The sequence below is a fragment of the Streptomyces sp. NPDC005706 genome, from assembly GCF_040631045.1.
Lineage (GTDB): Bacteria > Actinomycetota > Actinomycetes > Streptomycetales > Streptomycetaceae > Streptomyces.
The window spans coordinates 1-24,729 of the sequence record NZ_JBEXYS010000012.1; the positions used below are offsets into that span (position 1 = coordinate 1).

Consider the following 24,729-nt stretch of genomic DNA (forward strand, 5'->3'; position numbering starts at 1 on the left):
CTCGTCCGTGAGAACCAAACGGTCGTGATCGAGGACCTGACCGTCCGTAACCTGCTGAAGAACGGCAAGCTCGCGCGCGCCATCTCGGATGCGGCGTGGACGGAACTGCGCTCCATGCTGGAGTACAAGTGCGCCTGGTACGGGCGCGAACTCGTCGTAATCGACCGCTTCTTCCCCAGCTCGAAGCTGTGCGGGGTCTGCGGCACGGTTCGCGGGAAGCTGCCGCTGAACGTCCGCGAGTGGACGTGCGCCTGTGGCGCCGTGCATGACCGCGACGTGAACGCGGCACGCAACATCCTGGCCGCCGGGCTGGCGGCGTCTGCCTGTGGAGACGGTGTAAGACCTCAACGGGAGTCCTCCCGGACGGGGCGGTCGTCGGTGAAGCAGGAACCCCAGCGGGCGACCGCTGGAATCCCCCGCCTTTAGGCGGGGGAGGAAGTCAACGGGATGCCCTCCAGATACTCCCTGGGCAGGTCGAACGCCTCGACCAGGTCGGTCATGTGCGGTGCGAGGTCGCGCAGGACGTCGTCGAGCAACTGGGGGAGGGCGCGTACCTGATCGCCGGACAGGTGGCCGTCGGCCAGCAGGTCGCCGGTGAACTCACCGAGCTGCTGCAGCAGGAACAACCGGCACACTTTCTCCAGCAGTTCGCCCGCCTCCGGGTGCCGCGCCCGGGCCACCGCGGCCAGGAAGGCGTCGGCCGCCCGCAGCCGGGCGTGCACCGAGACCATCTCCAGGGCTGCGGAGGAGGCGCCGTTCCACCGCTGCACCGGATCACCGGACGGCCCCCGGCGCAGCGCCGCCCGCGCCCGGTCCTGCCAGACGGCCTCGGCCCGGGCCAGCAGCCCGCGCAAGTGCCGGACGTCCGCCAACCGCTCCACACCGCCCGGGGGTTCGGGGTCCTGGCGGGGCGGCTGATGCTCGAACAGCATCTCGGCGGCCGCCTTCACCCAGATCACCAGGTTGTCGCCCTCGGCGGTGATGGTGCCCTCGATGTACTGCGGGAACTCCGACAGGCCGTTCGCGGCGAACAGGCCCCGGGCGCCGCAGCGTTCCCGGCACTCGACCGCGATGTCCCGCGCCTGCCAGGTGATCCAGCCCTTGGCCACGGCGATCAGCCGCTCGGCGTCCGCCCGCTCCCCGGCGTCCGCCGCGGTGTGCGCGGAGGCCCAGCGGGCGAGCGCCGCGCGGTGCAGGAAGGTCATGGCGTAGGCCGTGGCGACGCCCTTCAGCAGCCGCCCGTGGTGCGAGCGATGGGCGTTCACCGGGATGCGCTCACCCGCGCGGGGCCCGCTGACCAGCCGTTGGCCGCCGTAGTGCACGGCTATCGCGAGCGCGGCCCGGGTCGCGCCGACGGCGGCGCCGCTCATGCACAGCTTGCCCATGGTCACCCGGCCGATGGAGTGCAGGAACCGCTTGCGCCGGTTGCCGAGGCCGCTGTGCAGCCGGCCCTCGGTGTCCAGCCGGCCGTGCTCGGACTCCAGCAGGGCCTCGCGCGGCAGGATCACCCGGTCGAACGAGGTCAGGCAGTGGTCCACCGGGGCCCCGGTGCGCAGCGGCAGCCGGCGGACCCGGACGCCCGGCAGCAGCCCCCGCTCGTCGCTCAGCGGGGTCAGGAACAGGAAGACACCCTCGTCCCGGCCCTCGACGATGAGGCGGGCGGCGACCACGGCGCTCTTCGGGCCGCCCGTCATGCTGGTGTTGGGCATGAACTTCTGCGCGCCCGGGTGCGGGGTGTCGAGCACGAACCGGCCGGTCACCGGATCCAGTTCCGCGGTGGTCTCCAGCGCCGAGGCGTCGTTGCCGTGGTCCAGCTCGGTGCACAGGAACGTTCCGGTGCGCCGCAGGGCCGTGAAGTCGGACAGGTCCCGGCGCCCGGCGCCCCCGTGGTCGAGCAGGCTGCCCAGGAAGAGGTTGTAGTGGATGCTCGCCACCGTGCACAGGCCCCCGCCGCCGTCCACGATCGCCGCCCACTCGTGCAGTGCCGCCAGCAACGGGGGGTCGTTCGCGAGCCGTTCGGCCCCTCCGGCCGTGTCGTTCACCAGGCGCAGCCACTCGTAGGAGAGAGCCGCGCGCTCGGCGGCGCCGAGTCCGGGGCGGTGGCGGAACGTGTCCTTGGCGATGAGGTCGCGCCACATACCGTGGACGCGCTCGCGGTCGTCGCCGTCGAAGAGGAGCCGGGTCAACTCGCCGTGGTCCTCGATCTCCGGCGAAGGAGGGAGATGTACCTGGGACGTCAAAAGGGTCATGACCCTCTCCCGTGGTCGCAGATCCGGCAGGGTGGGTTGCGCAGAGTCAGAAGATACGGACCTCCCGGTTTGCTTATCAAGCCAAATTTCTGCCAACGGTGGCCGAACAGGAGCGTCTTGTGAACCCCGGCGGACTCCGTCGGGAACGGAATGACCAACTCCCCGGGGGTGCGGCCTCCTTCCTTGTGCGGACAGGTCCGACGGGGCATTGAGATACCGGGCGACAGGTTTTATCGTGGCGTCGGCGACGGCCCGGGGAGCCCGTGCACCGGGTGAGGGGGAGGTATCCATATGGTTGAAAGGGCATCTTCCGCGGTGGCACGATACGTACCTGTCGGTTTCTTTTCGTGGCCGACCGGTCCGTGAAGCGAGTGCGGAGGATGTGCCGTGGCCCTGCAGGAGCGAGCGATCAGGACGAGGCGCAACATCCTGGTGGCAGCCGCCGACGTGTTCGCCGACGTCGGCTACGAGGCCGCGACCATCTCGGAGATCCTCCAGCGGGCGAACGTCACGAAGGGTGCCCTCTACTTCCACTTCGCCTCCAAGGAGCAGCTCGCCCAGGCGGTGCTCACCGACCAGCTGAAGTCGGTGCCGGAATCGCCGCCGCGGGAACTGGTGCTCCAGGAGGGGCTGGACGCGGGCTTCCTCCTCGCCCACCTGCTGGGCTCGGGGGATCCCATGGTGCGCGGCAGTATCCGCCTCACCGTGGACCAGGGCTCACCGCACGACGGGCTGGACCGGCGGGTGCCCATGGCCTCCTGGGTCGACTACAACGCCATGCTGCTGGAACGGGCGAAGGCGAACGGGGAACTGCTGCCCCAGGTCGACGTCCGGGCCGCGGCGAAGGCGTTCGTGGCCGCGTTCACCGGGGCACAGGTGCTCTCCAAGATCATGAACGATCACTCGGACCTGATGGAGCGGGTGGTCGACCTCTACCGGCACCTGATGACCAGCATCGCGGTCCCCGCGGTCCTGGTGCGCCTGGACATGTCGCTCGACCGGGGCAGACGCGTCCACGAGGAGGCCATGGAGCTGCGCGGGGAACCGCAGGAGGCCCCGGCCGCCGGCTGACCGGGAGCCCTCCGCGGAGCACGGCCGCCGGTCCTCTCCCCGAGTGGGGGAGCGGACATCGCTGCCATGGGCGCGTCGCCACGCCACAACGTGATGCAGGACCGACCCAGGGAGCACACCGATGGAACAGAACGCCTGCCCTTACGCCTTGGACCTCATGGGCCGGGACCACATGGGTGAGGCAGCGACGCTGCGCGCCCAGGGCCCCGCGGTACGGGTCGAGTTGCCCGGCGGAGTCCTCGCCTGGGCCGTCGTGGGGCAGAGCCACGTGGAGCGGCTGCTGACCGACCCGCGCGTCTCGCGCAGCGCGCGGCTGCACTGGCCGCCGTTCATAGCGGGGGAGATCACCGAGGAGTGGCCGCTCTACCCGTGGGTGGCGAACGAGAACATGCTGTTCGCCTACGGGGAGCACCACACCAGGCTGCGCCGCCTGGTGGCGGGCGCGTTCACCGCGCGGCGCTCCGAGGCGCTGCGGCCCCGTGTCCGGGAACTGTCGGCCGAACTGCTCGGCGAACTCGCCGCCCTGCCGTCCGGCACCCCGGTCGACCTGCGCACCGCCTACGCGGAGGTGCTGCCGCTCAGGGTCATCTGCGAACTGTTCGGGGTGCCGCGGGGCGCCGAGACGGACGCCCTGTCCGCCGCGCTGAGCACCGTGTTCAGCTCCACCGTGCCGGGCACGGAGATGGAGGCCGCCCGGCTGGAGGCGTTCGGGCGGCTGGCCGCGCTCGTCAAGGACAAGCGGGAACGGCCGGGCGACGACCTGACCAGCTCGCTGATCGCGGCCCGGGACCACGGTGACCGGCTGACCGAGGACGAACTCCTCGGCTCCCTCTTCATGTTCATCGCCGCGGGCCAGGACACCACCGCCACCCTCATCACCAACGCGGCCGGCGCCCTGCTCACCCACCCGGACCAGCTCGCGCACGTGCGCGAGGGCCGCGCCACCTGGGCGGACGTGGTCGCCGAGACCATGCGCGTGCACACGCCCGGTGCGTACGCGCCGATGCGGTTCGCCGTGGAGGACATCGACCTGGACGGGGTGCTGATCCGCAAGGGCGACTGCATCCTCGTCAACTTCGCGGCGGGCGGCCACGAGACCGAGCGGCACGGGCCCGACGCGGACCGCTTCGACCTGCTGCGCGACCGCGACCGGGACATCCTCGGCTTCGGTCACGGACCCCACCGCTGCCTCGGTGCCCCGCTCGGGGAGATCGAGGCGGCCTCCGCGCTCTCCCGGCTGTTCGAGATGTTCCCGGACGTGGAACTGGCCTGCACGCCCACGGAGTTGGCGCCGCTGCCGACGTTCATGCTGAACGGCTACCGGTCGCTGCCCGTCCTGCTGCGCCCCCAGGACTCCTGAGCGCGCGGGCGGCCGCCCGCCGGAAGTCCGCCGTCCAGCCCGGGCGGCGGACTTCTCCCGCTCCCCCGCCGACCAGACGCGCGGTTTCCAACGGTGAGTCACACCGCGTACTCCCCATGCGACAAGGGCATTTGAGAGCGCTTACGGGTTTTGGCACCCGGCGTGACGCCAGGCCTTGCCGTGCCCGTCCGGCATAAACATACTGAACATGCGGTTTACGGGGCTGAGGAGTGGCCCGCCTCCGCGCAGGCCCAGGAGGAGGGCGTCATGGTCAAGCAGGTACGGGCGGTTCGCACCCGGCAGGCCCTCATCCGCGCGGCGGCGGAGGCCTTCGCCCACGACGGCTACGCCCGCGCCTCCCTGCCCGCGATCAGCGGACGGGCCGGGGTCAGCGCCGGCGCGCTGCACTTCCACTTCCCCAGCAAGGACGCCCTCGCCCGCGAGATCGAGGGGGCCGCCGCCTGCTCGGTGAGGGAGTTGGCCGAGTGCGCGCGGTCCACGGAGACCGGGGCGGCGGGGACGCTGGTCGCCGCGATCCGCCGGCTGGTGGTGGCCCTGGCCGCCGATCCCGTGGTGCGCGCCGGGTTCGTACTGAGTGCCGATCCCGCGCGGCACAACGGGACGGCGGTGCTCGACACCTGGCACGACTGGGTGCGCGACACGGCCCGACGAGCCCACGCGGCGGGGGAGTTGCGGGACGGCGTCTCACCCGAGGGCGTGGCCACGGTCGTGGTGGCGGCGACGGTCGGCTTCGAACGGCTCGGCGGGCCGGACCGCGACCCGGAGTCGGAGGACCGCATGGTGGAGTTCTGGACCTGTCTGCTGCCCCGGCTGACCGCCGCTCCCGCCGCCGTCCCCGCCCGGCCGCCGGCCGGTGAGCCGGCCGTCGGCCGGGGCGCCGAGAACAGCATGGCCGGTCTGTAGGCCGCCGTCCCGCCGGTTGAGTCACGAGCGGTCCGCGGCACGTACCGGGGCACGACGAGGAACGCCCGGATGCGAGGATGAGGCGCGATGACGGCAGGGTGGGGGTCGCGCGCGGCGCGTGCCGCGGTGTTCGCGGCCGTCTGTGTGCTGCTCGCGGCCCTGGGCCACGTCCTGATGTCCGGCCGGCACGTCCCCGGCTGGGCGCTCGCGGCGGGGCTGGCCGTGACCGGCGCCGCCGGCTGGTCGATGACGGGACGTGAGCGCGGCCTGCCGCTGGTCGTGGCGGTCGTGGTCGCCGCCCAGGCGGTGCTGCACGAGGCCTTCTCACTGGCCCGGCCGGCCTCCACCGCGACGACTCCCATGGACCCGGCCTCGATGCGGACGGGCTCCACGGGCTCCCTCGGCGCAGGTTCCGCCGACATGGGCGCCATGGACATGGGCTCCATGGGCTCCATGGGCCCGGACGGCACCGGCCTCATGAGCCACATGGCGCACATGGCCGGCGCGGGGCACACGCGGCACTCCCCGGACAGCGTCGGCTCCTCCGCGGGCATGCTCGCCGCCCACCTGCTCGCCGCGCTGCTGTGCGGCCTGTGGCTGGCGTACGGCGAGAAGGCCGCGTTCCGCATCCTGCGGGCCGCGACGGCCCGGCTGGCGGCACCGCTGCGACTGCTGCTGGCCCTGCCCGCCACCCCGGCGCGTCCGCACCCGCGGCTCCGCCGCCGCCGTTCGGCACGGGCGCCGCGGCTGCTGCTCCTCGTCCACTCGATCGTCTCCCGGGGTCCGCCCGGCGGGGCCGCTGCCGCCTGACGGCAGCAGGAACCCCGGGGCCGCTCCGCGTGCCCCGGGCCCCGGCCGTACCCGCGCACACCCCGCACCTCCGCGCGCGTGCCGCGGCGGCCGGCCCCCCTCACCGGACCGCCGGCGCCGAACCGTGCCCGCGGCCCGGATCCGGACGATCCGAGAAGGACACCAGGTGATCACTCCTGCCCTCCTGCCCACCGCACCCGAAGATCCCGCCCCGGCCGACGAGCCGGTCACCGCGTGGGCCCTCGCGGCCCGGGCCGGCGACCCCCGCGCGCTGGAGCACTTCGTCCGCGCGCTGCACCGCGACGTGCGGCGCTACGTCGCCCACCTGTGCGCCGACCCCCAGGCCGTCGACGACCTGGCCCAGGACACGTTCCTGCGCGCGCTCGGCAGCCTGCACCGTTTCGAGGGCCGTTCCTCGGCGCGCACCTGGCTGCTGTCCATCGCGCGCCGCGCGGTCGCCGACAGTCACCGGCGCGCCGCCGCCCGGCCCCGGCTCTGCGACGCCCCCGACTGGCAGACCGCCGTGGAGGGCGCCCAGCCGCGCGGCCTGCCCGGATTCGACGAGGGCGTAGCCCTGCTGGACCTGCTGGCCGCGCTTCCGGACGAGCGCCGCGAGGCGTTCGTGCTGACCCAGCTGGCCGGGCTGCCGTACGCGGAGGCGGCGCGGGCCGGCGGCTGCCCGGTCGGTACGGTCCGCTCCCGCGTGGCGCGGGCCCGGGCGACGTTGACCGGCCTGCTGGACGAGGCCGCCTGACGGAGAATCGCCCCGTGTCCTGCCCCCGGCTGCGTATCCGCGCCTCCGGGGGTACCCGTGGGGCATGGCACGACTGCATCTTCCAGGGCACAAGGACCATCACGACGACGAGACCAAGGCGCCCGAGCCGCCGTCACCGGAGGAGGCCGGGCCCGGCCCGGAGGTGGAGCGGCGCGCGCCGGACGCGCCGACGAAACTGCCGAAGGCCGCGTGGGGCCGGGTTCTCAAGGGCTCGCTGCGCGAGTTCAAGGACGACGAGCTGACCGACCGGGCCGCGGCGCTGACCTACTACGGCGTGCTGTCCCTCTTCCCGGCGCTGCTGGTGCTGATCTCCCTGCTGGGCATCACGGGGAAGTCCGCCACGGACAAGGTGCTGACCAACCTCAAGCACCTCGCCCCCGGCCCGGCCCGGGACATCCTCACGCGCGCGGTGGAGCAGTTGCAGGGCAGCGCGGGCACCGGCTCCGTCCTCGCCGTCGTCGGCGTGGTCCTGGCCGTCTGGTCGGCCTCGGGCTACGTCGCCGCGTTCATCCGCACGGCCAACGCCGTCTACGACGTCCCCGAGGGCCGGCCGATCTGGAAGATCCTCCCGGTCCGCCTCGGTGTGACGGTCGTCCTGATGGTGCTCGCCGTGGTCAGCGCCCTCATCGTGGTGTTCACCGGCGGCATCGCGCGGCGCGCCGGGGAGGCCCTCGGCATGGGGGACGCGGCCCTGACGGCCTGGGCCATCGCCAAATGGCCGGTGCTGGTCGTCCTGGTCACCGTGATGATCGCGATCCTGTTCTGGGCGACCCCGAACGCCAAGGTCAAGGGGTTCAAGTGGATCACCCCCGGCAGCTTCCTCGCCCTGCTCCTCTGGCTGCTCGCGTCGGCCGGGTTCGCGCTGTACGTCGCCGGGTTCGCCTCGTACAACAAGACCTACGGGGCCATGGCCGGCGTCATCGTCTTCCTCGTCTGGCTGTGGATCAGCAATCTGGCGATCCTGCTGGGCCTGGAGTTCGACGCGGAGACCGCACGGCAGCGGGCGATCGCCGGCGGGAACCCGCCGGAGGCGGAGCCGTACGTCGAACCGCGCGACACGCGCGCGTGGGACGAGGAGGACGTACGCCGGCTGGACGACGCGTGAGCCTGTCCGGCCGGAACCCGGTAGGGCGGCCCGCGCGCGGGGAACCTGTCGTCGCATGCACATCGATCTGACTGGACGCACCGCCCTCGTCACCGGTTCGACGCAGGGCATCGGTGCCGCCATCGCCGCCGGTCTCGCCCGTGCCGGCGCCCGGGTGGCGGTGAACGGACGCAGCGAGGAGAGTGTGTCGGCCGCGGTCGCGGCGCTGGCCCGGGAGGTCCCCGGCGCGCAACTGGTGCCGCTGGCCGCGGACGTGGCGGGTGAGGAGGGCGCCGACCGGGTGGCCGGGCTGCTGCCGCGGGTGGACATCCTCGTCAACAACCTCGGCATCTTCGGCTCCGCCGACCCACTGGAGATCACCGACGCCGAGTGGCGGCGGTACTTCGAGGTCAACGTCCTGGCCGCCGTACGGCTGACCCGGACGTACCTGCCCGGTATGACCGAGCGCGGCTGGGGGCGGATCCAGTACGTCGCCAGCGACTCCGCCGTCGTCATCCCCGCCGAGATGATCCACTACGGGATGTCCAAGACCGCGCTGCTCGCGGTGAGCCGCGGATTCGCCAAGAAGGCGGCGGGCACCGGCGTGACGGTGAACTCCGTCATCGCCGGGCCCACCCACACCGGCGGGGTCGAGGACTTCGTGTACGAACTCGTCGACCGGTCCCTGCCCTGGGACGAGGCCCAGCGGGCCTTCATGCGCGAGCACCGCCCGCAGTCCCTGCTGCAACGCCTGATCGAGCCGGAGGAGATCGCCAACATGGTCGTCTACCTCAGTTCCGAGCAGGCCTCGGCCACCACCGGGGGAGCGCTGCGCGTCGACGGCGGGTACGTCGACGCGATCCTGCCCTGACCGGCCCCGCGCTACCAGGTCACCGGCAGGACGCGGGGCCCGCGGATCAGCCCGTCGCGCTGGAACTCCACGTCCTCGGCCGCCACGGCGAGCCGGAGCCGCGGGAACCGGCCGAGCACTGCCCCGATCATGACCTCGGCCTCCATCCGGGCCATCAGGGCCGCCAGGCAGAAATGCGGTCCGTGTCCGAAGGCGAGGTGCCCGGCGCCGTCCCGGGAGAAGTCGAGCGTGTCCGGGTCGGGGAAGACAGCGGGGTCCCGGTTGGCGGCGACGTAGGCGTTGTAGACGACATCGCCGCTGCGGATGAGCCGGCCGCCGACCTGCACGTCCTCGGTGGCGACCCGGGGGATCCCGACGCCGTTGCGGTGGGGCACGAACCGGTACAGCTCCTCCACCGCCTTCGGCACCAGCGACGGATCGCGCCGGAGCCGGTCGCGGTGGGCCGGATGGGTGAGCAGCGCGTACATCATGGAGCCGCTGTTGTTGCGGACCGCGTGACCGCCGCTGACGTAGACGGCCATGGCGAGCGAGACCGCTTCGTCGTCGCTGATCTCGCCCGCCGCGGCGGCCTGGGCGAGCACACTGGCGAGATCCTGCCGCGGCTCCTCACGCCGGCGCGCGAGCAGATCGACGACCCGGCCGCGGGTCGCCTCGCGCGCCGCCCGGTTGCGGTCGCCGCCGTCCGGGTCCTTGGTCAGCAGCGCCTCGTTGTTCCCGGCCCAGTCCCGCCAGTCGTCCTCGTCCGCGCCGAGGAAGAAGCACACGACGGCGATCGGGAACGGCGTGTGCAGGTGCTCCATCAGGTCGGCCGGCGGTCCGGCCTGCTCCATGCCGTCGAGCATCCGTTCCGCGGTGCGCTCCGCCAGCGGGCGCAGCCGGTCCATGCCCTTCGCGGTGAACGCCCGGGCCACGACCCGGCGCAGCCGGGTGTGCCGCGGCGGGTCGATGTACTGCAGCCCCGCCGTCTGCGACGCCACGGCCTGCGGCGCCATGCTGGTCACCGTGCGCCCGACCAGCTCCGCACGGGAGAAGCGCGGGTCGGAGGTCACGAAGCGGACGTCCTCGTAGCGGGTGACCAGCCAGGCGTCCCCGGAGCCGTACGGCAGCGTGATCCGGGTGACCGGTTCGTCGCGGAGCACCTCGTCCAGGAACGGGTCGGGCTCCAGGGCGGGCAGGTCGTCGACGGGCCAGTGCCGCACCTGCGGGGCAGGTGCCGAGGGCTCGGTGTCGAAGCTCATGTCGCATCACTCCTGACTGTCCCCGAGTCCCAAGCGCGGCTCCGGCGAGCGGCCGCGCGTCAGCAGGTCCCGTGCTCCACGCCGGAGTATCCGGGGGAGGGGCCGTCGCGGTGCGGACGCGGTGCCCGCCGTACGACCACCCGGACCGGCCGTGGGGTCCGGGGCTGCCCGCCCGGTCGAGGGGCCGGCTCGTGTGCTCGCCCGGCGCCGTCCGCGCTGCCTCGCCCGGACGGCCGGGGCGGTCTGCCGCCGTCGGCCACGCTGCGTCCCTTCGCCGAACCTGTCTGTAGCGTGCCGCAGCCACCGACGGCCCGCACGCCGGGGGTGACGGCGACACCCACCGGCGGCCGGCGCGCCGAACCCCGGCGGCATGTGTGCTCATGCCATCGCTGCCGCTTTCGATGTGTGGCTGTCGACCATGGCCGGGCGGGCGTGGGAGGCCAAACATGTGCACGGCACGCTCCAGCTCCCTCCGTACCCGCACCACCGGACCCGGAAGGCCGCACCATGCACCCCAGCCGTCGAAGCACCCTCCTGTCCGCCGCCCTGCTCGCGGCGGCGTCCGTCACCCCCGCGGCCTCGGCCCGGGCCGACGACGGCTCGCCCGGCCGGGGCGGCGGCCGGCGCCGGATCACCGTTCCGGGCGCCGAACTGCAGCAGATCTCCCGCCACGACGACCTGACGACCAGCGCCCTCGCCGGCACGTCCTACACCGACACCGCGGACTGGGCCGGGCTCGCCGCCAAGGGCACCCGCAACCCCACCGGCGTGCCCGGTCTGCAGATCGACGGCTACTTCCCCGGCTCCTCGCGGCTGAACACGCTGCACGGCTGGAACCACGACGCCCAGTTCGTGATCCGGCTGCCCGAGGACTGGAACGGCAAGCTGGTCGTCACCGGCGCCCCCGGCGTGCGCAAGCAGTACGCGATGGACACCCTCGTCTCCGACTGGGTGCTGGCCCAGGGGTACGCGTTCGCCGCCACCGACAAGGGCAACAGCGGGCCCGACTTCTACACCGACGGCAAGCGTCCCGGCGACGCCGTCGTCGAGTGGAACCGGCGCACCACCCAGCTGACCCGTGCCGCCAAGGCGGTCGTCGCCCAGCACTACGGACACGCCCCGCGCCGCACCTACATGACCGGGATCTCCAACAGCGGCTACCTCACCCGGTGGCAGCTGGAGAACCACCCCGAGCTGTACGACGGCGGGGTGGACTGGGAGGGGCCGCTGTGGCGCCCGGAGGGCCCGAACCTCTTCACGTTCCTGCCCACCGCCGTCGCCCGCCAGCTCGGCCGGGCCGGCGACGAGGACATGTACGCGGCCGGGTTCGCCCGCGGCTCGGAGTTCCTGTGGCCCTACCACGAGAAGGTCTACTGGGGGCTGACCCAGAAGACCTACCGCGCCGAGTTCGACCCCGGCTACGACCCCGACCGCCCCGGCGCCTCGGCCGGTTCGACGGTCGAGGAGATCCTCGCCCCCTGCCCCTCCGACGCCGGCTACGACTACGCGTCACGGCCCCGCGCCGTCCACGACGCGGTCGCCCGGGTCTCGCTCACCGGCCGGATCGGCAAGCCCATGATCACCGTGCACGGCACCCTGGACGCGCTGATCCCCATCCGGGTCCAGTCCGACCTGTACGCGCGGATGATCGCCGAGCAGGGCCGCTCCCGGCTGCACCGCTACTACCGCATCGAGGGCGGCACCCACGTCGACAGCCTCTACGACACCTACCCGGACCGGCTCCGCCCGATCCTGCCCTGCTACCGGGCCGCCTTCACCGCGCTGACGGACTGGGTGGAACACCACGAGGAACCCCCGGCGAGCGGCACGGTGGCCCGGCCGGCCACCGGTGACCTGGTGAACTCCGGGTCGCTGACGTGACGGTGGGCCGGCCGTCGCCGAGGGCCGCGCGACCCGTCCGGCACCGGCGCGTCGCGAGCGGCGCACCGGCCGGCACACCGGCGAGCCGACCGGCACGGGGCCGCGGGCCCGACCGCGTGACGGCTCCCCCCGAGCCGAGGCGCCCCGCCGGCCGTCCCCGATGGCGCTCCCGAGGGGCTCGCCGGATGTGACCTCGTCGGCAAGCGTCCCCGGGTACCCGGTCCGGTGCGGGCCGGGCGGGGACTGCCCGGACTCAGCGGTGCCCGGCGGCCGCCCGCTCCAGTGCGTCCCGGGCGGTGGTGAGTGCCTCGGTGCGGTCCTCGGGGACCAGGCCGATCCGGGTGCGGCGGTCCAGCAGGTCCGACGCCTCCAGGGCGCCCTCGTGCAGGGCGGCCCAGACGAGCTCGGCCCGGGTGACCGGATGGCCCGGCAGAACCGGTTCGGCCAGCGCCGGATCGCGTGTCGCCAGGGCCTGGACGGCCGGCGCCTCGGTGCCGTGCCGGCGGACCAGGCGGCGGGGCGCGGGCAGGGCCCGCAGCAGTCCGGGCGGGGCGGCACCGACCAGCGGGAGATCCATGGTGGGGGAGGGCCGGGCGGACAGGCCGCGGGCCTCGAGGGCGGCGTCCACCGCGTCCTGCGCCATCCGCCGGTAGGTGGTCAGCTTGCCGCCGACGACGGTGGTCACCCCGTCCGCCGAGGTCAGGACCGCGTGCCGGCGGGAGATGTCGGAGGTCCGGGCCGGTGCGTCGCCCGCGCCCCGGGACCCGCCCGTGTCCAGCAGGGGCCGCAGCCCGGCGAAGGCCCCGACGACCTCGTCCCGGCGCACCGGAACGTCCAGGACGGACCCGAGCACGTCCAGCAGGAATCCGATGTCGGTCTCGGGGACCTCCGGCACGTCCGGCAGGGGGCCGTCGACCGGCTCGTCGGTGAGGCCGACGTAGACCCGGCCGTCACCCTGGGGCAGGACCAGCACGAAGCGGTTGGTCTCGCCGGGGATCGGGATGTGCAGCCCGGCCGGCAGCGTGCCGAGCCGCTCCGAGCGCAGGACCAGGTGGGTGCCGCGGGAGGGGCGGATCCGGATGCCGTCGACCAGCTCGCCCGCCCACACGCCGGTGGCGTTGATCACCGCGCGGGCGCGGATCTCGCCCTCCTCCCCGGTCAGTTCGTCCCGGACGCGGGCGCCGGTCCCGGTCAGCTCCAGCACCCGCACCCGGGTCAGCACCCGGGCGCCGCGCGCGGCGGCGGTGCGGGCCAGGGCGGTCACCAGCCGGGCGTCGTCGGTCACCCGGCCGTCCCAGGACAGCAGCCCGCCGCGCAGCCCGTCGGCGCGCACCGCGGGCGCCAGATGCCGGGCCTCCGTCGCCGACAGCCGGCGCGGCGCGGGCAGCGCCTGCCGGGGCGTCCGCGCGGCCAGCCGCAGCATGTCACCGGCCCGGAACCCGGCCCAGGCCAGCGAGGCCTGGGCCCGCGACACCAGCGGGGTCAGCGGCAGCACGAACGGCTGGGCGGACACGAGGTGCGGGGCGGTGCGGGTCATCAGCACCCCGCGCTCGACGGCGCTCTCGTGCGCGACGTCGAACTGCGCGGAGGCGAGATAGCGCAGCCCGCCGTGGATCAGCTTGGAGCTCCAGCGCGAGGTGCCGAACGCCAGGTCGTGGGCGTCGACCGCGACGACGTCCAGTCCGCGGGCGGCGGCGTCGAGGGCGGCTCCGGCACCGGTGGCGCCGAGCCCGACGACCAGCACGTCGCGGACCCGGCCGTCCGCCGCCTCGGCGAGTTCTCGCGAGCGCCGGCCCGCGCTGAGGGACGAGCCGGGTACGGCCTCGGGGTGGCTCATGGCGTCAGGGTCCTCTCCAGAAGGGCGCGCAGCTCACCGAGCAGGGCGGCGGAGTCGAGGTCGGGGTCGTCCTCGTCGGTCATCGTGCGCAGGGACAGGGCGAAGGACTGCACCACCAGCAGCAGCGCGCGCGCCTGCCGTTCGGTGTGGGTGATGCGCACCGAACCGTCCGTGTGGCCCTCGCGCAGCGCCTCGGCCAGCAGCCCCAGCAGCGCCACCTGGCTGGTGCCGCGCCGGTCCAGGACGTAGGGGAGCAGCAGTTCGGGATCGACGTCGACGATCTTCCGGAAGAGCGGGTGCGCGCGGAACGCCTCCACCCCCGTCACCAGCCCGTCCACGATCCGGGCGCGGGTGACGGTGTCCGGCGTGGGCTCCGGTATCGCACGGGTGGCCACGTCGATCCACTCGCGGGTCATCAGATCGCCGACCAGGGTGCGCAGATCGGGCCAGCGCCGGTACAGCGTCATCCGCGAGACGCCGGCGCGGCGGGCCACGTCGGCCAGGGTCGTGCGGCGCACCCCGACGGCCAGCACACAGTCGCGCACCGCGTCGAGCACGGGATCGCTGTCCGGACCGTTGTGACGAATAGGCGTCATGTGTCACAGTGTAACGCCCCGGGGGCCGGGCGGAGCCGCCGCCGCGCGAACCGAGCACACCGACCTGTGAGGACGACCCTTCGATGGACATGCTGTGGAACGGCTGGGGCGACCCGGCGAAGGCCGCACCCCTGCCCGGCACGGTGACCGGACTGCTGCGCGACCTGCTGGGGGTCACCCCGCGCACGACGCCGGCCCTCGCCCTCGAGGACATCAGGCTGCCCGGACCCACCGCCGGACCGGCAGCCCTGAAGGCGCTCGCCGAAGCCGCCGGCGGCGAGGAGCACGTCCTCACCGACGCCGAGAGCCGCATCCGGCACACCCGCGGCAAGTCCACCCCCGACCTGCTCCGGCTGCGCGCCGGTGACGTCACCGACGTCCCGCAGGCGGTGGTCCTGCCGGCCTCCCACGACGAGGTCCTCGCCGTGCTGGGGGCCTGCGCCGAGCACGGTCTGGCCGTCGTCCCGTTCGGCGGCGGCACCTCCGTCGTGGGCGGGCTCGCCCCCGAACGGCGCGCCTTCGTCGCCCTGGACCTGCGCCGCATGAACGGCCTGCTCGACCTCGACCCGGTCTCCCGCACCGCCGTGCTCCAGCCCGGCCTGCGCGCCCCCGAGGCCGAGGCCCTGCTGGCCGAACAGGGCTTCACCCTCGGCCACTTCCCGCAGTCCTACGAGTGGGCCACCATCGGAGGCTTCGCCGCCGCCCGCTCCAGCGGGCAGGCCTCCGCCGGCTACGGCCGCTTCGACGACATGGTCCTCGGCCTGACCCTCGCCACCCCCGAGGGCACCATCGAGACCGGCCGCGCCCCGCGCTCCGCCGCCGGCCCCGACCTGCGCCAGCTCGTCCTCGGCTCGGAGGGCGCCTTCGGCGTCATCACCTCCGTCCTCGTACGGATCCGCCCGCTGCCGAAGGTGCGCGTCTACGAGGGCTGGCGGTTCGACTCCTTCGACGAGGGCGCCGCGGCCCTGCGCCGCCTCGCCCAGGACGGACCCCGGCCCACCGTGCTGCGCCTGTCCGACGAGACCGAGACGCTCATCGGCCTCGCCCAGCCGGACGCCATCGGCTCCCGTCTGGAGCGGGGCGACGCCGGATGCGTGGCGATCACCGGATACGAGGGCACCGCCGAGGACACCGGGCGGCGACGCGAGCGCGCGGCGGCCGTCCTGCGGGACTGCGGCGGCACCCTGATCGGCGCCGAACCGGGCGAACGCTGGGCCCACGGCCGCTACGCCGCGCCCTACCTGCGCGACGCCCTGCTCGACGCGGGCGCCTTCGCCGAGACCCTGGAGACCGCCGCCTTCTGGTCCCGCGTCCCCGAGCTGTACACCGCGGTGCGCACGGCGCTCACCGAGACCCTCACCCGGGCCGGCACACCTCCGCTGGTGATGTGCCACATTTCCCACGTGTACGAGAACGGCGCCTCCCTGTACTTCACCGTCGTCAGCGCCCAGGGCGAGGACCCGGTCGCGCACTGGGCGCCCGCCAAACACGCCGCCAACGACGCCGTCCTCGCCGCCGGCGGCACCATCAGCCACCACCACGGCGTGGGGACCGACCACCGTGACTGGTACGTACGGGAGGCGGGCGCCCTCGGCGTGGCCGCGCTGCGCGCCGTCAAGCACCGCCTGGACCCGGACGGGCTCCTCAACCCGGGCGTCCTGCTGCCCACCGACTGACCCACCCGCCGGCCCCTTCCGTTCCCACCGTCACCGCCCGGAGGCACACCGATGCGACAGTTCACCGCCGTCGTCAACCCGACCGCGGGTGACTCGACCGGAGCGGCGTCCCTGCTCCAGGTGGCCCGCCTGCTCCGCGAGGCCGGGGCCGGGCTGGAGACGGAGTACAGCCACAGCCTCGCCCACGCCCAGGACATCGCCCGGCAGGCCGGAGCACGCGGCCGGGTGGTCCTGGCGGTCGGCGGCGACGGCATGGCCGGCGGCATCGGCGGCGCGCTCAGCGGCACCGGCACCGTCCTGGGCCTCGTACCAGCCGGGCGGGGCAACGACTTCGCGCGCGCCCTCGGCCTGCCCCGCGACCCCGCCGCACTCGCCGACATCCTGCTGCACGCGGAGCCCGGACGGGTGGACACCATCGAGGTCGAATCGGCCGTCCACCGGCGCACCGTGGTCCTCGGAAGCGTCTACGCCGGCGTCGACGCGCTCGCCAACCGGCACGCGAACCACACCCGGCTGCTGCGCGGCGCCGCCTCGTACTACGCGGGCGGCCTGCGTGCCGTCACCACCTGGCGGCCGGCCGACTACCTGGTCACCGTCGACGGCGAGGAACACCACCACCGCGGCTACACCGTGGTGGCCGCCAACTCCCCCTACTACGGCTTCGGCCGCCTCATCGCCCCCGGGGCGCGGGTCGACGACGGACTGCTCGACGTCGTACTGATCCGTGAGGCACCGCGCCTGCTGTTCTTCACGCTGATGAACGAACTGAAGACCGGGGCCCATGTGAAGCGCCCCGAGGTACGGATCCTGCGCGGACGCGAACTGCGCATCGAGGCCTCCCGGCCCGTGCCCTACGGCGCCGACGGCGAGGTGGAGGCCACCTTGCCGGTGACGCTCCGGGTGCGCCCCGCCGACCTGCCCGTGCTGTACCGGCCCGGCACCGCCGTCGACTGACCGGCCACCGGGCGGCCGGGAGGAGCCCGTACGTCAGCCGGGAGCCGGCGGCCGGAAACAGGCGTGCACGACCTTGCCGTCCGGGCAGGGGCGGGCCTGCCAGGTGTCGGCCAGCGCGTCGACGAGCAGCATGCCCCGCCCGCCCGGTCGCTCGGTGTCGGCCGGGCGCGGAACCGGCAGCCGCCGGGAACGGTCGTGGACGAACACGTGCAGACAGGTGCTGTCCCAGGTCAGCACCAGGTCGGCCGCGCTGTGCGCGTGCACGTGGGCGTTGGTGACCAGCTCCGAGATGGTCAGCAGAACGTCGTCCACGGTGTCCGGCGCGGACTCGGTCCAGCCCAGTGACCGAAGATGCTCCCGTGCCCAGTCGCGCGCGGTCTTGACGCTGGAGTCCAGCGGCAGTGAGCGTGCCCAGCCCACCGCCCGCAGTGATGAATCGCTCAAGGTGTGCCCTCCCGCTGTGGCGGCCCTGCGACGCGCATACCCGCTCACCGGGTATCGACGCGACCAGTACCCGGCGACCAGTACCCCATCGGGCACACCGGGCACCGGGCATCGGGCGGATCGCCTCGATTCCGTCCGGAGGACCGCGCGGCCGTCCCGGGCTCAGGTCCGGGTCTCGGCCTCCCACCGGTCCGGGCCCATGCCGCGCCAGTCGATCAGCGGCGAGTCCGCCACGTCCTCCGGCTCGATCTCCAGGCCCGCGCGGCGCAGGAACTCGACCAGGTCGCGCACGCTGTGCGCGAGGCCGAGGATCTCGCCGTCGACCCGTACCCGGCGTCCGCCGGTCGGGGACGGCAGCTGCACGATCACGGGACGCTTGCCGGGCATGGCTCCAGCATCGGCCGATCCGGCCGCCCTCGCACGCGGGACGCGGACACGTGTCGGGCAGGGCCGGAGCGGGCACTCGGCGAGAACAGTCAAACGGACATATCCACCAGGAGGCGCACGTGGCGGTTCGGCATCGTCTGATCAAGGCCAGTCCGGCCAGGGTGTGGGAGGTCCTCGCCGACGGCACCCGGTACGCGCAGTGGGTGGTGGGAACCGCCGCGTCCCAGCCGAAGGACGGCGAGTGGCCGCAGGAGTCGGCGTCGATCAGCTACCAGATCCGGCTGGGCCCCTTCGAGGTCGGCAACGAGACGGTCGTACGGCGCTGCGTGGAGGGATCCGTCCTGGAACTCGAGGCCCACGCGGGCCCGCTCGGCACCGCCCGCATCTCCATCGAGCTGCGCAAATGGGGGGAGCACTGCCTGGTCATCGTCGACGAGCACCCGCTCCAGGGCGCGGGCGGGGCTCTGCACAACCTCGGTTTCGAGGCACTGATCCAGCTGCGGCACCGGGCCATGCTCGCGCGCCTGGCGAAGACCTGCGAGGGCGACGACACCGCCGAGGAGCGGGAACGGCACCCGAGGCCGGGCGGGCGGTACGCCACGGGCGGGAGCGGAGCCGGTCATGCCTGACGCCGTGGTGATCGGGGCCGGCCCCAACGGCCTGGTGGCCGCCAATCTGCTGCTGGACGCCGGGTGGAGCGTGACCGTGCTGGAGGAGCAGCCGGAGCCGGGCGGCGCCGTACGGCACGACCGCGGTGTGGATCCCGACTTCGTCAGCGACATGTTCAGCTCGTTCTACCCCCTGGCGGCCGCGTCGCCCGTGCTCTCCGCGCTGCGCCTGGAGGAGCACGGACTGCGCTGGGGCCACGCGCCGAGCGTGCTGGCCCATCCGCTGAGCGACGGCAGATGCGCGGTGCTGCACCGGCGGACCGACGACACGGCGGCATCCCTCGACTCCTTCGCGGAGGGCGACGGAGCCGCCTGGCACCGGCTTGTCGAGCTCTGGCGGAAGCTGCGCCCCGGTGTGCTGGGCGCCCTGTTCACCCCCTTCCCGCCGGTCAAGTCCATGGCGAAACTGGCCCTCGACCTGCGCGCCTCGGGCGGCCTGCGGGTGGCACGCTCCCTGATCCTGCCGGTGCGCCGCATGGGCGAGGAGGAGTTCCGCGGCGAGGGCGGCCGGCTGCTGCTGGCCGGCAACGCGCTGCACGCCGACCTCGCCCCCGAGTCCGCGGGCAGCGGAGGCTTCGGCTGGCTGATGTCCATGCTGGGACAGACCTACGGCTTCCCCGTGCCGGTGGGCGGGTCCGGGGAGCTGACCGGCGCGCTCGTGCGCCGGCTGCTCAGCCGCGGGGGAGAGCTGCGCTGCGGGCGGCGCGTCGAGCGGGTCGTCGTACGCGGCGGCCGGGCGGTGGGCGTCCGTACGGCCGACGGGCAGGCGGTGTCCGCCCGGCGCGCCGTGCTCGCCGACGTCGCGGTGCCCGCCCTGTACGAGGAGCTGGTCGGCCCCGAGCACCTGCCCGCACAGGTGCTGGAGGATCTGCGGCGCTTCCAGTGGGACTTCGCCACCTTCAAGGTCGACTGGGCGCTCGACGGCCCGGTGCCGTGGCGGGACGAGCGGGCCGCCGGCGCCGGGACCGTCCATCTGGCCGACGGCATGGACGAGCTGACCCGTTTCGCCGCGCAGATCGCCATGCGCCAGGTGCCCGACCGCCCCTTCGCCCTGTTCGGCCAGATGACCACGGCCGACGCCTCCCGCTCCCCCGAGGGCACCGAGGCGGCATGGGCCTACACACACATCCCGCACGACATCCGGGGAGACGCGGGTGACGAGGGCATCAGCGGGAAGTGGGGCCCCGACGACCAGGAGCGCATGGCGGACCGGGTCGAGCGCCAGGTCGAGCGCTTCGCGCCCGGCTTCCGGTCCCGCATCCGCGCCCGGCGCGTCCTGGCCCCGCCCGCACTCGCGGCACTCGACGCCAACCTCTGCGGCGGTGCCATCAACGGCGGCACGACCGCCATGCACCAGCAGCTCGTCTTCCGTCCGCTGCCCGGCACCGGACGGCCGGAGACCCCCGTGCCGGGTCTTTACCTGGCCTCCGCCGGCGCCCACCCCGGGGGCGGCGTACACGGAGCGTGCGGGGCGAACGCGGCCCGGGCCGTGCTCCGGGGGCACCGGACCAGGGGCCTGGCCGGCGCCCAGCGGATGCTCGCCCGGCGCGACCGGACCGGCCGCCGGCGCTGACGGCCGGCAACAGCGAAACAGCAGGGAGCGGCATGAGCGAACACCAGGACGGCCCCGACCGCCGGCACCGGCGCCCGGAGGGTGTCGACGACAAGACGGTCGAGGCCCTCGGATCACTGTCGAAGGCCCTGGAGACGACGGAACGGGCCCGGGGCAGCCTGTACGACTTCCACCAGCTCACCGGCGGTGCCGACCTCGAACTCGACCGTGCGGTGCGCCTGTTGCGGGAGGCCGGGCACCCGGAGTGGGCCGACAAGGTCGAGACGGAGATCCTGGGCCGCAACGTCATCCCCGGCCACTGGACGTTCCAGATCGTCGAGGCCTACGACCAGACCTACTACCGGCCGTTCCGGGAGCTCGAGCGCAGGGCGGTCGACGAACTCGCCCAGGGACGCGACCACTTGTACGAGGCGGAGATGAAGGAGGCCCGCCGTACCGCCGGGCACCCGGACCACACGGCCCGCCCCGCGGCGGAGGATTCATGACGCGCGCGGGCGGCAGCCCCCTGCGGGACCGGGTGGTCGTGGTGACCGGCGCGGCACGCGGCCTGGGCGCCGCACTCGCGTACGCGGTCGCCCGCCGCGGCGGGGTACCCGCGCTGCTGGGCCACGAGCCGGCCCTGCTGGCGGAGGTCGCCGCCCGGCTGCCGGGGCCGGCCCTGGCCCACGAGGTGGACATCACCGACGCCTCCGCGCTGCGGGCCGCCGCCGAGGAGGTGCGCCGCCGCCTCGGGCGCCCGTCCGCCGTGATCGCGAACGCCGGCGTCGCCGAGGGCGGCCCCTTCGCCTCCTCGGACCCCGCCGAGTGGCGCCGCGTGATCGAGGTGAACCTCGTCGGCAGCGCCCAGACGGCCCGGGTCTTCCTGCCGGACCTGACGGCCACGGCCGGCTACTACCTGCAGATCGCCTCCCTGGCCTCCATGGGCGCCGCTCCCATGATGAGCGCCTACTGCGCCTCCAAGGCAGGCGTGGAGGCCTTCACGCACTCGCTGCGGGCCGAGGTGGCCCACCGCGGGGTCGGTGTGGGCATCGCCTACCTCAACTGGATGGACACGGAGATGATCCGCGACGCCGACCGGCACGCCGTGCTGCGGGAACTGCGCGGCCACATGCCGCCGCCCGCCCGCCGGACGTACCGCGCCGACGACGTCGCCGAGCGGGTCGTCCGCGGCCTGGAACGCCGCCGGACGGCGATGTACGCACCGGCCTGGCTGCGGCTCGTGCAGCCGGCGCGGGCCGCCCTGCCCCCGGTGGTCCTGCGGCTGTCCCGTCGCGAACTGCCCCGGCTGGAAGCGCGGGAACCCCTCCCGCACACCGGGCTGCTCGGCGCCGGCGGCGACGCCGACCGCGCCGCGGCCGGGGCCGGGGGACGGGACGACCGGTGATCAGGACGGGGGAGGGTACGGGACGGGAAGCGGGCCGGCGCCGGCTCAGTACGTGAGGGTGCCGGGTGGTACCGGAGAGTGCCGCGGCGGGGGCCGCGGCACTCTCCGGAGCGTCAGCCCCGGTCGGCGAGCTTGCCGATCAGGTTGACCGCCGTACCCACGCCGTCCTCCGCGCGGAGCCGTTCGCCGATGGCGGCGGCGCGCTCGCGCAGGTCGTCGCCGACCAGCCGGTCCAGCACCCCGACCAGGTGCTCCAGCCCTAACTCCTGGAAGTTCGCGTACCCGCCGACGCCGAGGCGGGCCACCCGGTCGCCCCAGAACGGCTGGTCGCTGAAGACGGTGTAGATCCAGGTGGGCAGCCCGGCCGTCAGGCCGGCGGCCGTGGTGCCCGCACCGCCGTGGTGCACCACGGCCCGGCAGCGTGGGAACAGCCAGTCGTGGTCGACGGCGCCCACCAGCCGCACGTTCTCCGGCAGGTCGCCGGTCAGTCCGGACAGGTCCGACCAGCCGACGCCGACCAGCAGCCGCAGCCCGGTGCGCGCGGCGGCCCGCACGATCAGGTCGACCAGCTTCGGCGGGTCCAGCACCGGCATGCTGCCGAAGCCGAGGAACACCGGGGCCGGCCCGGCGGCGAGCCAGTCGGCCAGTCCGCCGGGGACCACCGCCTCCCCGACCCGTTCGCGTACCGCGTGCGGAAGCCGCCAGAAGCCGGTGACCGTGTTCTGCGGCGCCCAGTCGTGCGGGCGCGGGACCACCTGCTCGCTGAAGGCCTGGAGCGTCGGAAGGCCCAGGTCAACGGTCCAGGTCAGCGCCGCGCCGGGGGCCGGCGGCAGGCCGAGCGAGTCGCGGAACTCGTTGACGTCGTCCTTCTTGCCCTGCCAGTAGACCTCCTCGGCCACCTGGTGGGTCTGGAGGTGGTACTGCTCGGGCGGGACACCGTCCGGCACCGCCTGCGGGGTCAGCGGCTGCGGGAACTCGTCGGTGAGCAGCCACGGCGTCAGGTGACCGAGGACGACAGGCATGCCGCGCGACTGGGAGACCGCGAGCGCGTAGTCCTCGGTGTTGACGCCGCTCACCAGGATGTCGGCGCCCTCGGCCGCCGCCAGCACCGAGTCGCCGATGGTGTGCCGGGCCTCCGACAACATCTTCGCGATGCCCGCCAGGTAAGCCTCCACGTTCCCGGCGGCCAGCCAGCGCCGGCCCTCCTCGGAGCGCAGCACCTCGCGGACTTCCAGATCCATCTCGACGAACTCGGCGTCCGTCCCCGCGACCAGGTGGCGGGCGTCGCGGGGCGCGGCGAACACCACCTCGTGCCCGGCGTCGATCAGGCCCTGGGCGAGGGCCACGTACGGTTCGAAGTCGCCGCGGCTGCCGGCCGTGGACACGCCGATCCTCATACCGCCACCTCCGTCCGGAGAGAAACGGCCGTGGTGCGTCCGGGGGTTGGCTGTTCCATCTGTTACCTCGCTTCGTGGGGTGCTGCGTTCGCACGGTTTGCGGTTCTCGCGGGTGTGCCGACGGCAGGGATGGGAGCGCTCCCATCGGCCGCCGGCGCGGGAACACTTCTTCGTGGCCGCCGAGGTGGCCCTCGGTGAGGGGATCTACCAGACGACCGGCAGACTCTTCAGGCCGTAGACGAGTGTGTCGGTGCTGGCGGCGACCTCCTCCCGGGGGACGGCGAGCCGCAGTCCGGGCAGGCGCCGGAAGACGGCGCCTATCGCCACCTCCAGTTCCATGCGGGCCAGCGGGCCGCCGGGGCAGAAGTGCGCACCGTGTCCGAAGGCCAGGTGGTGGCTGTTGTCCCGGTGGATGTCGAAGTCCGCCGCGGCGGCGAACACGGTTTCGTCGTGGTTGGCGCCCGGGATGGAGATGATCACGGCGTCCCCGTCCGCGATGCGGGTGCCGCCGATGGTCAACTCCTCGGTGGCGACGCGGACAACGTTATCCTGGGCGATCGACCAGTAGCGCAGCAGTTCGTCGACGACGTCCGGCAACAGGCCGGGATCGGCGTGGAGTTCGGCGAGCACGTCGGGCCGGTCCAGCAGGGTGAAGACGCTGAGCGCGATCTGGTTGGCCGTCGTCTCGTGCCCGGCGATGAGCATCAGCCGTACCAGCGCCACCAGGTCCTCGCCGGAGAGCCGGCCGGTGCGGACGTAGTCGACGGTCAGCCGGCTGAGCAGGTCGTCCCGCGGTTCGCCGGCCCGCACCTCGGCCAGCCGGGCGAGGTACTCGGTGGTGGCGATGAACGCCTCGATGGCCTTGTCCGGTTCCGCCTGGTTGAGTATGGCGCTCGTACTCGCCTTGAATTCGTTCATGTCCTCGTCCGGAACTCCGAAGATCCGGGCGATCACGATGCACGGGAGAGGCAGGGAGAAAGCCGCGTGGAAGTCCACGGGCCCGGTCGACTTGGTCATTTCGTCCAGTAACTCGTCCGCCACCGACTCGATGAACGGGCGGATTATCTGGGTACGGCGTGCGGTGAACTCCGGCGCCACCATTCGCCGGTAGGTGCCGTGCTCGGGCGGATCCATGCGCCAGAAGGAAACCGCTCTCGGCGGTACCGGGAACAAGAGTCGATTCGGCCAGTTCGGGTGCTGGTCGTCGACGCTCAGCCGGGGCTCGGCGAGCGCGTGGCGCACATCGGCGTGACGGGCGATCAGCCAGGCGCGCCCGCCGTCCCGGAGCAGGACTTCACGAGGCGGGCCGTCGCGGTACTCGGCCAGGGCTGGAGGCTGGGACATCGGACACGTGCGCGGCAGCGGCCACTCCATGGGGGTCGCCTCAGCGTGGATCATGATTCCCTTTCTCGTTGCGCGGTCGGCTCGGATAGCGCTTTCTCGCAGGGTGTGAATGTGGATCCCGACCAGCTTGAGCAGGCCCGCTGACGCGACGCTGACATGGCCGAATTCTTTCCTTAAGTCGTATGCGAAGATGTTTCCGGTGTCCT

23 protein-coding genes are annotated in these 24,729 nt (G+C 73.7%); 15 read left to right on the forward strand and 8 right to left on the reverse strand.

The annotated features are described in order from the left end of the window. On the forward strand, nucleotides 1–426 hold a 426-nt coding region (locus ABZ478_RS20265; RefSeq protein WP_359551271.1), incomplete at its 5' end, for an RNA-guided endonuclease TnpB family protein. Here ABZ478_RS20265 and ABZ478_RS20270 read toward each other — a convergent pair. Further along, complete coding sequence (locus ABZ478_RS20270; protein ID WP_359551273.1) at nucleotides 423–2,249, reverse strand: acyl-CoA dehydrogenase; 1,827 nt, start codon at nucleotides 2,247–2,249, stop codon at nucleotides 423–425. The genes ABZ478_RS20265 and ABZ478_RS20270 overlap by 4 nt on opposite strands. Nucleotides 2,250–2,636: 387 nt before the next feature. Here ABZ478_RS20270 and ABZ478_RS20275 point away from each other — a divergent pair, with 387 nt between their 5' ends. The 7 genes from ABZ478_RS20275 to ABZ478_RS20305 all read left to right on the forward strand — a co-directional run bounded on the left by ABZ478_RS20275 (nucleotide 2,637) and on the right by ABZ478_RS20305 (nucleotide 9,144). Beyond that, nucleotides 2,637–3,320, forward strand: coding sequence for a ScbR family autoregulator-binding transcription factor (locus ABZ478_RS20275; RefSeq protein ID WP_359551275.1), 684 nt, complete (start codon nucleotides 2,637–2,639; stop codon nucleotides 3,318–3,320). Between the two features lie 121 nt (nucleotides 3,321–3,441). Continuing rightward, complete coding sequence (locus ABZ478_RS20280) at nucleotides 3,442–4,680, forward strand: cytochrome P450 (protein ID WP_359551277.1); 1,239 nt, start codon at nucleotides 3,442–3,444, stop codon at nucleotides 4,678–4,680. 267 nt (nucleotides 4,681–4,947) lie between these two features. Then, complete coding sequence (locus ABZ478_RS20285) at nucleotides 4,948–5,604, forward strand: ScbR family autoregulator-binding transcription factor (protein WP_359551280.1); 657 nt, start codon at nucleotides 4,948–4,950, stop codon at nucleotides 5,602–5,604. Between the two features lie 87 nt (nucleotides 5,605–5,691). Continuing rightward, on the forward strand, nucleotides 5,692–6,414 hold the full coding sequence (locus ABZ478_RS20290) for a hypothetical protein (RefSeq protein WP_359551281.1): 723 nt from the start codon (nucleotides 5,692–5,694) through the stop codon (nucleotides 6,412–6,414). A 166-nt stretch (nucleotides 6,415–6,580) separates the two neighbouring features. Next, nucleotides 6,581–7,168 carry a sigma-70 family RNA polymerase sigma factor gene (locus ABZ478_RS20295; protein ID WP_359551283.1) on the forward strand — a complete coding sequence of 196 codons (588 nt, stop codon included), beginning with the start codon at nucleotides 6,581–6,583 and terminating at the stop codon, nucleotides 7,166–7,168. Nucleotides 7,169–7,232: 64 nt separating this feature from the next. Continuing rightward, on the forward strand, nucleotides 7,233–8,294 hold the full coding sequence (locus ABZ478_RS20300) for a YihY/virulence factor BrkB family protein (protein WP_359551286.1): 1,062 nt from the start codon (nucleotides 7,233–7,235) through the stop codon (nucleotides 8,292–8,294). Nucleotides 8,295–8,349: 55 nt separating this feature from the next. Further along, nucleotides 8,350–9,144: an SDR family oxidoreductase gene (locus ABZ478_RS20305; RefSeq protein ID WP_359551288.1), complete on the forward strand. Its 795-nt coding sequence runs from the start codon at nucleotides 8,350–8,352 to the stop codon at nucleotides 9,142–9,144. Nucleotides 9,145–9,155: 11 nt separating this feature from the next. On the opposite strand, the gene ABZ478_RS20310 is transcribed toward ABZ478_RS20305, so the two are convergent. Then, nucleotides 9,156–10,382: a cytochrome P450 gene (locus tag ABZ478_RS20310; RefSeq protein ID WP_359551291.1), complete on the reverse strand. Its 1,227-nt coding sequence runs from the start codon at nucleotides 10,380–10,382 to the stop codon at nucleotides 9,156–9,158. 507 nt (nucleotides 10,383–10,889) lie between these two features. Here ABZ478_RS20310 and ABZ478_RS20315 point away from each other — a divergent pair. Next, nucleotides 10,890–12,263, forward strand: coding sequence for a tannase/feruloyl esterase family alpha/beta hydrolase (locus ABZ478_RS20315; RefSeq protein WP_359551294.1), 1,374 nt, complete (start codon nucleotides 10,890–10,892; stop codon nucleotides 12,261–12,263). 253 nt (nucleotides 12,264–12,516) lie between these two features. Here the strand turns inward: ABZ478_RS20315 and ABZ478_RS20320 are convergent, their stop codons facing one another. Next, entirely contained in the window at nucleotides 12,517–14,100 is a 1,584-nt protein-coding gene (locus tag ABZ478_RS20320) for a glycerol-3-phosphate dehydrogenase/oxidase (protein ID WP_359551295.1), read from the reverse strand. Continuing rightward, entirely contained in the window at nucleotides 14,097–14,696 is a 600-nt protein-coding gene (locus ABZ478_RS20325) for a TetR/AcrR family transcriptional regulator (RefSeq protein ID WP_359551298.1), read from the reverse strand. The genes ABZ478_RS20320 and ABZ478_RS20325 overlap by 4 nt, the downstream gene beginning before the upstream one ends. 83 nt (nucleotides 14,697–14,779) lie before the next feature. Between ABZ478_RS20325 and ABZ478_RS20330 the strand changes: the two genes are divergently transcribed. Beyond that, nucleotides 14,780–16,372, forward strand: a complete 1,593-nt coding sequence (locus ABZ478_RS20330; protein ID WP_359551301.1) for an FAD-binding oxidoreductase — start codon at nucleotides 14,780–14,782, stop codon at nucleotides 16,370–16,372. A gap of 51 nt (nucleotides 16,373–16,423) precedes the next feature. Further along, nucleotides 16,424–17,326: a YegS/Rv2252/BmrU family lipid kinase gene (locus ABZ478_RS20335; protein WP_359551303.1), complete on the forward strand. Its 903-nt coding sequence runs from the start codon at nucleotides 16,424–16,426 to the stop codon at nucleotides 17,324–17,326. A gap of 33 nt (nucleotides 17,327–17,359) precedes the next feature. On the opposite strand, the gene ABZ478_RS20340 is transcribed toward ABZ478_RS20335, so the two are convergent. Then, complete coding sequence (locus ABZ478_RS20340) at nucleotides 17,360–17,770, reverse strand: ATP-binding protein (RefSeq protein WP_359551305.1); 411 nt, start codon at nucleotides 17,768–17,770, stop codon at nucleotides 17,360–17,362. Nucleotides 17,771–17,932: 162 nt separating this feature from the next. After that, nucleotides 17,933–18,157 carry a hypothetical protein gene (locus ABZ478_RS20345; RefSeq protein WP_358933639.1) on the reverse strand — a complete coding sequence of 75 codons (225 nt, stop codon included), beginning with the start codon at nucleotides 18,155–18,157 and terminating at the stop codon, nucleotides 17,933–17,935. A 119-nt stretch (nucleotides 18,158–18,276) separates the two neighbouring features. Here ABZ478_RS20345 and ABZ478_RS20350 point away from each other — a divergent pair, with 119 nt between their 5' ends. The 4 genes from ABZ478_RS20350 to ABZ478_RS20365 are packed head-to-tail and all read left to right on the forward strand — an operon-like array spanning nucleotide 18,277 to nucleotide 21,782. After that, nucleotides 18,277–18,786, forward strand: a complete 510-nt coding sequence (locus ABZ478_RS20350) for an SRPBCC family protein (protein ID WP_359551308.1) — start codon at nucleotides 18,277–18,279, stop codon at nucleotides 18,784–18,786. After that, nucleotides 18,779–20,398, forward strand: coding sequence for an NAD(P)/FAD-dependent oxidoreductase (locus tag ABZ478_RS20355; RefSeq protein WP_359551310.1), 1,620 nt, complete (start codon nucleotides 18,779–18,781; stop codon nucleotides 20,396–20,398). The genes ABZ478_RS20350 and ABZ478_RS20355 overlap by 8 nt, the downstream gene beginning before the upstream one ends. 32 nt (nucleotides 20,399–20,430) lie before the next feature. Continuing rightward, nucleotides 20,431–20,883, forward strand: a complete 453-nt coding sequence (locus ABZ478_RS20360; RefSeq protein ID WP_359551312.1) for a hypothetical protein — start codon at nucleotides 20,431–20,433, stop codon at nucleotides 20,881–20,883. Next, nucleotides 20,880–21,782: an SDR family oxidoreductase gene (locus ABZ478_RS20365; protein WP_359551314.1), complete on the forward strand. Its 903-nt coding sequence runs from the start codon at nucleotides 20,880–20,882 to the stop codon at nucleotides 21,780–21,782. The genes ABZ478_RS20360 and ABZ478_RS20365 overlap by 4 nt, the downstream gene beginning before the upstream one ends. A 113-nt stretch (nucleotides 21,783–21,895) precedes the next feature. On the opposite strand, the gene ABZ478_RS20370 is transcribed toward ABZ478_RS20365, so the two are convergent. Then, nucleotides 21,896–23,179 (reverse strand): glycosyltransferase, encoded by a 1,284-nt coding sequence (locus ABZ478_RS20370; RefSeq protein WP_359551317.1) that lies wholly within the window; start codon nucleotides 23,177–23,179, stop codon nucleotides 21,896–21,898. Between the two features lie 204 nt (nucleotides 23,180–23,383). Beyond that, complete coding sequence (locus ABZ478_RS20375; RefSeq protein ID WP_359551320.1) at nucleotides 23,384–24,577, reverse strand: cytochrome P450; 1,194 nt, start codon at nucleotides 24,575–24,577, stop codon at nucleotides 23,384–23,386. Between the last annotated feature and the right edge of the window lie 152 nt (nucleotides 24,578–24,729).

Coding starts and splice junctions, on each gene's coding strand:
- ABZ478_RS20270 (WP_359551273.1), bottom strand. CDS start 2,249: ATGACCCTTTTGACGTCCCAGGTACATCTCCCTCCTTCGCCGGAGATC.
- ABZ478_RS20280 (WP_359551277.1), top strand. CDS start 3,442: ATGGAACAGAACGCCTGCCCTTACGCCTTGGACCTCATGGGCCGGGAC.
- ABZ478_RS20285 (WP_359551280.1), top strand. CDS start 4,948: ATGGTCAAGCAGGTACGGGCGGTTCGCACCCGGCAGGCCCTCATCCGC.
- ABZ478_RS20290 (WP_359551281.1), top strand. CDS start 5,692: ATGACGGCAGGGTGGGGGTCGCGCGCGGCGCGTGCCGCGGTGTTCGCG.
- ABZ478_RS20300 (WP_359551286.1), top strand. CDS start 7,233: ATGGCACGACTGCATCTTCCAGGGCACAAGGACCATCACGACGACGAG.
- ABZ478_RS20305 (WP_359551288.1), top strand. CDS start 8,350: ATGCACATCGATCTGACTGGACGCACCGCCCTCGTCACCGGTTCGACG.
- ABZ478_RS20310 (WP_359551291.1), bottom strand. CDS start 10,382: ATGAGCTTCGACACCGAGCCCTCGGCACCTGCCCCGCAGGTGCGGCAC.
- ABZ478_RS20315 (WP_359551294.1), top strand. CDS start 10,890: ATGCACCCCAGCCGTCGAAGCACCCTCCTGTCCGCCGCCCTGCTCGCG.
- ABZ478_RS20320 (WP_359551295.1), bottom strand. CDS start 14,100: ATGAGCCACCCCGAGGCCGTACCCGGCTCGTCCCTCAGCGCGGGCCGG.
- ABZ478_RS20325 (WP_359551298.1), bottom strand. CDS start 14,696: ATGACGCCTATTCGTCACAACGGTCCGGACAGCGATCCCGTGCTCGAC.
- ABZ478_RS20330 (WP_359551301.1), top strand. CDS start 14,780: ATGGACATGCTGTGGAACGGCTGGGGCGACCCGGCGAAGGCCGCACCC.
- ABZ478_RS20335 (WP_359551303.1), top strand. CDS start 16,424: ATGCGACAGTTCACCGCCGTCGTCAACCCGACCGCGGGTGACTCGACC.
- ABZ478_RS20345 (WP_358933639.1), bottom strand. CDS start 18,157: ATGCCCGGCAAGCGTCCCGTGATCGTGCAGCTGCCGTCCCCGACCGGC.
- ABZ478_RS20355 (WP_359551310.1), top strand. CDS start 18,779: ATGCCTGACGCCGTGGTGATCGGGGCCGGCCCCAACGGCCTGGTGGCC.
- ABZ478_RS20360 (WP_359551312.1), top strand. CDS start 20,431: ATGAGCGAACACCAGGACGGCCCCGACCGCCGGCACCGGCGCCCGGAG.
- ABZ478_RS20365 (WP_359551314.1), top strand. CDS start 20,880: ATGACGCGCGCGGGCGGCAGCCCCCTGCGGGACCGGGTGGTCGTGGTG.
- ABZ478_RS20370 (WP_359551317.1), bottom strand. CDS start 23,179: ATGAGGATCGGCGTGTCCACGGCCGGCAGCCGCGGCGACTTCGAACCG.
- ABZ478_RS20375 (WP_359551320.1), bottom strand. CDS start 24,577: ATGATCCACGCTGAGGCGACCCCCATGGAGTGGCCGCTGCCGCGCACG.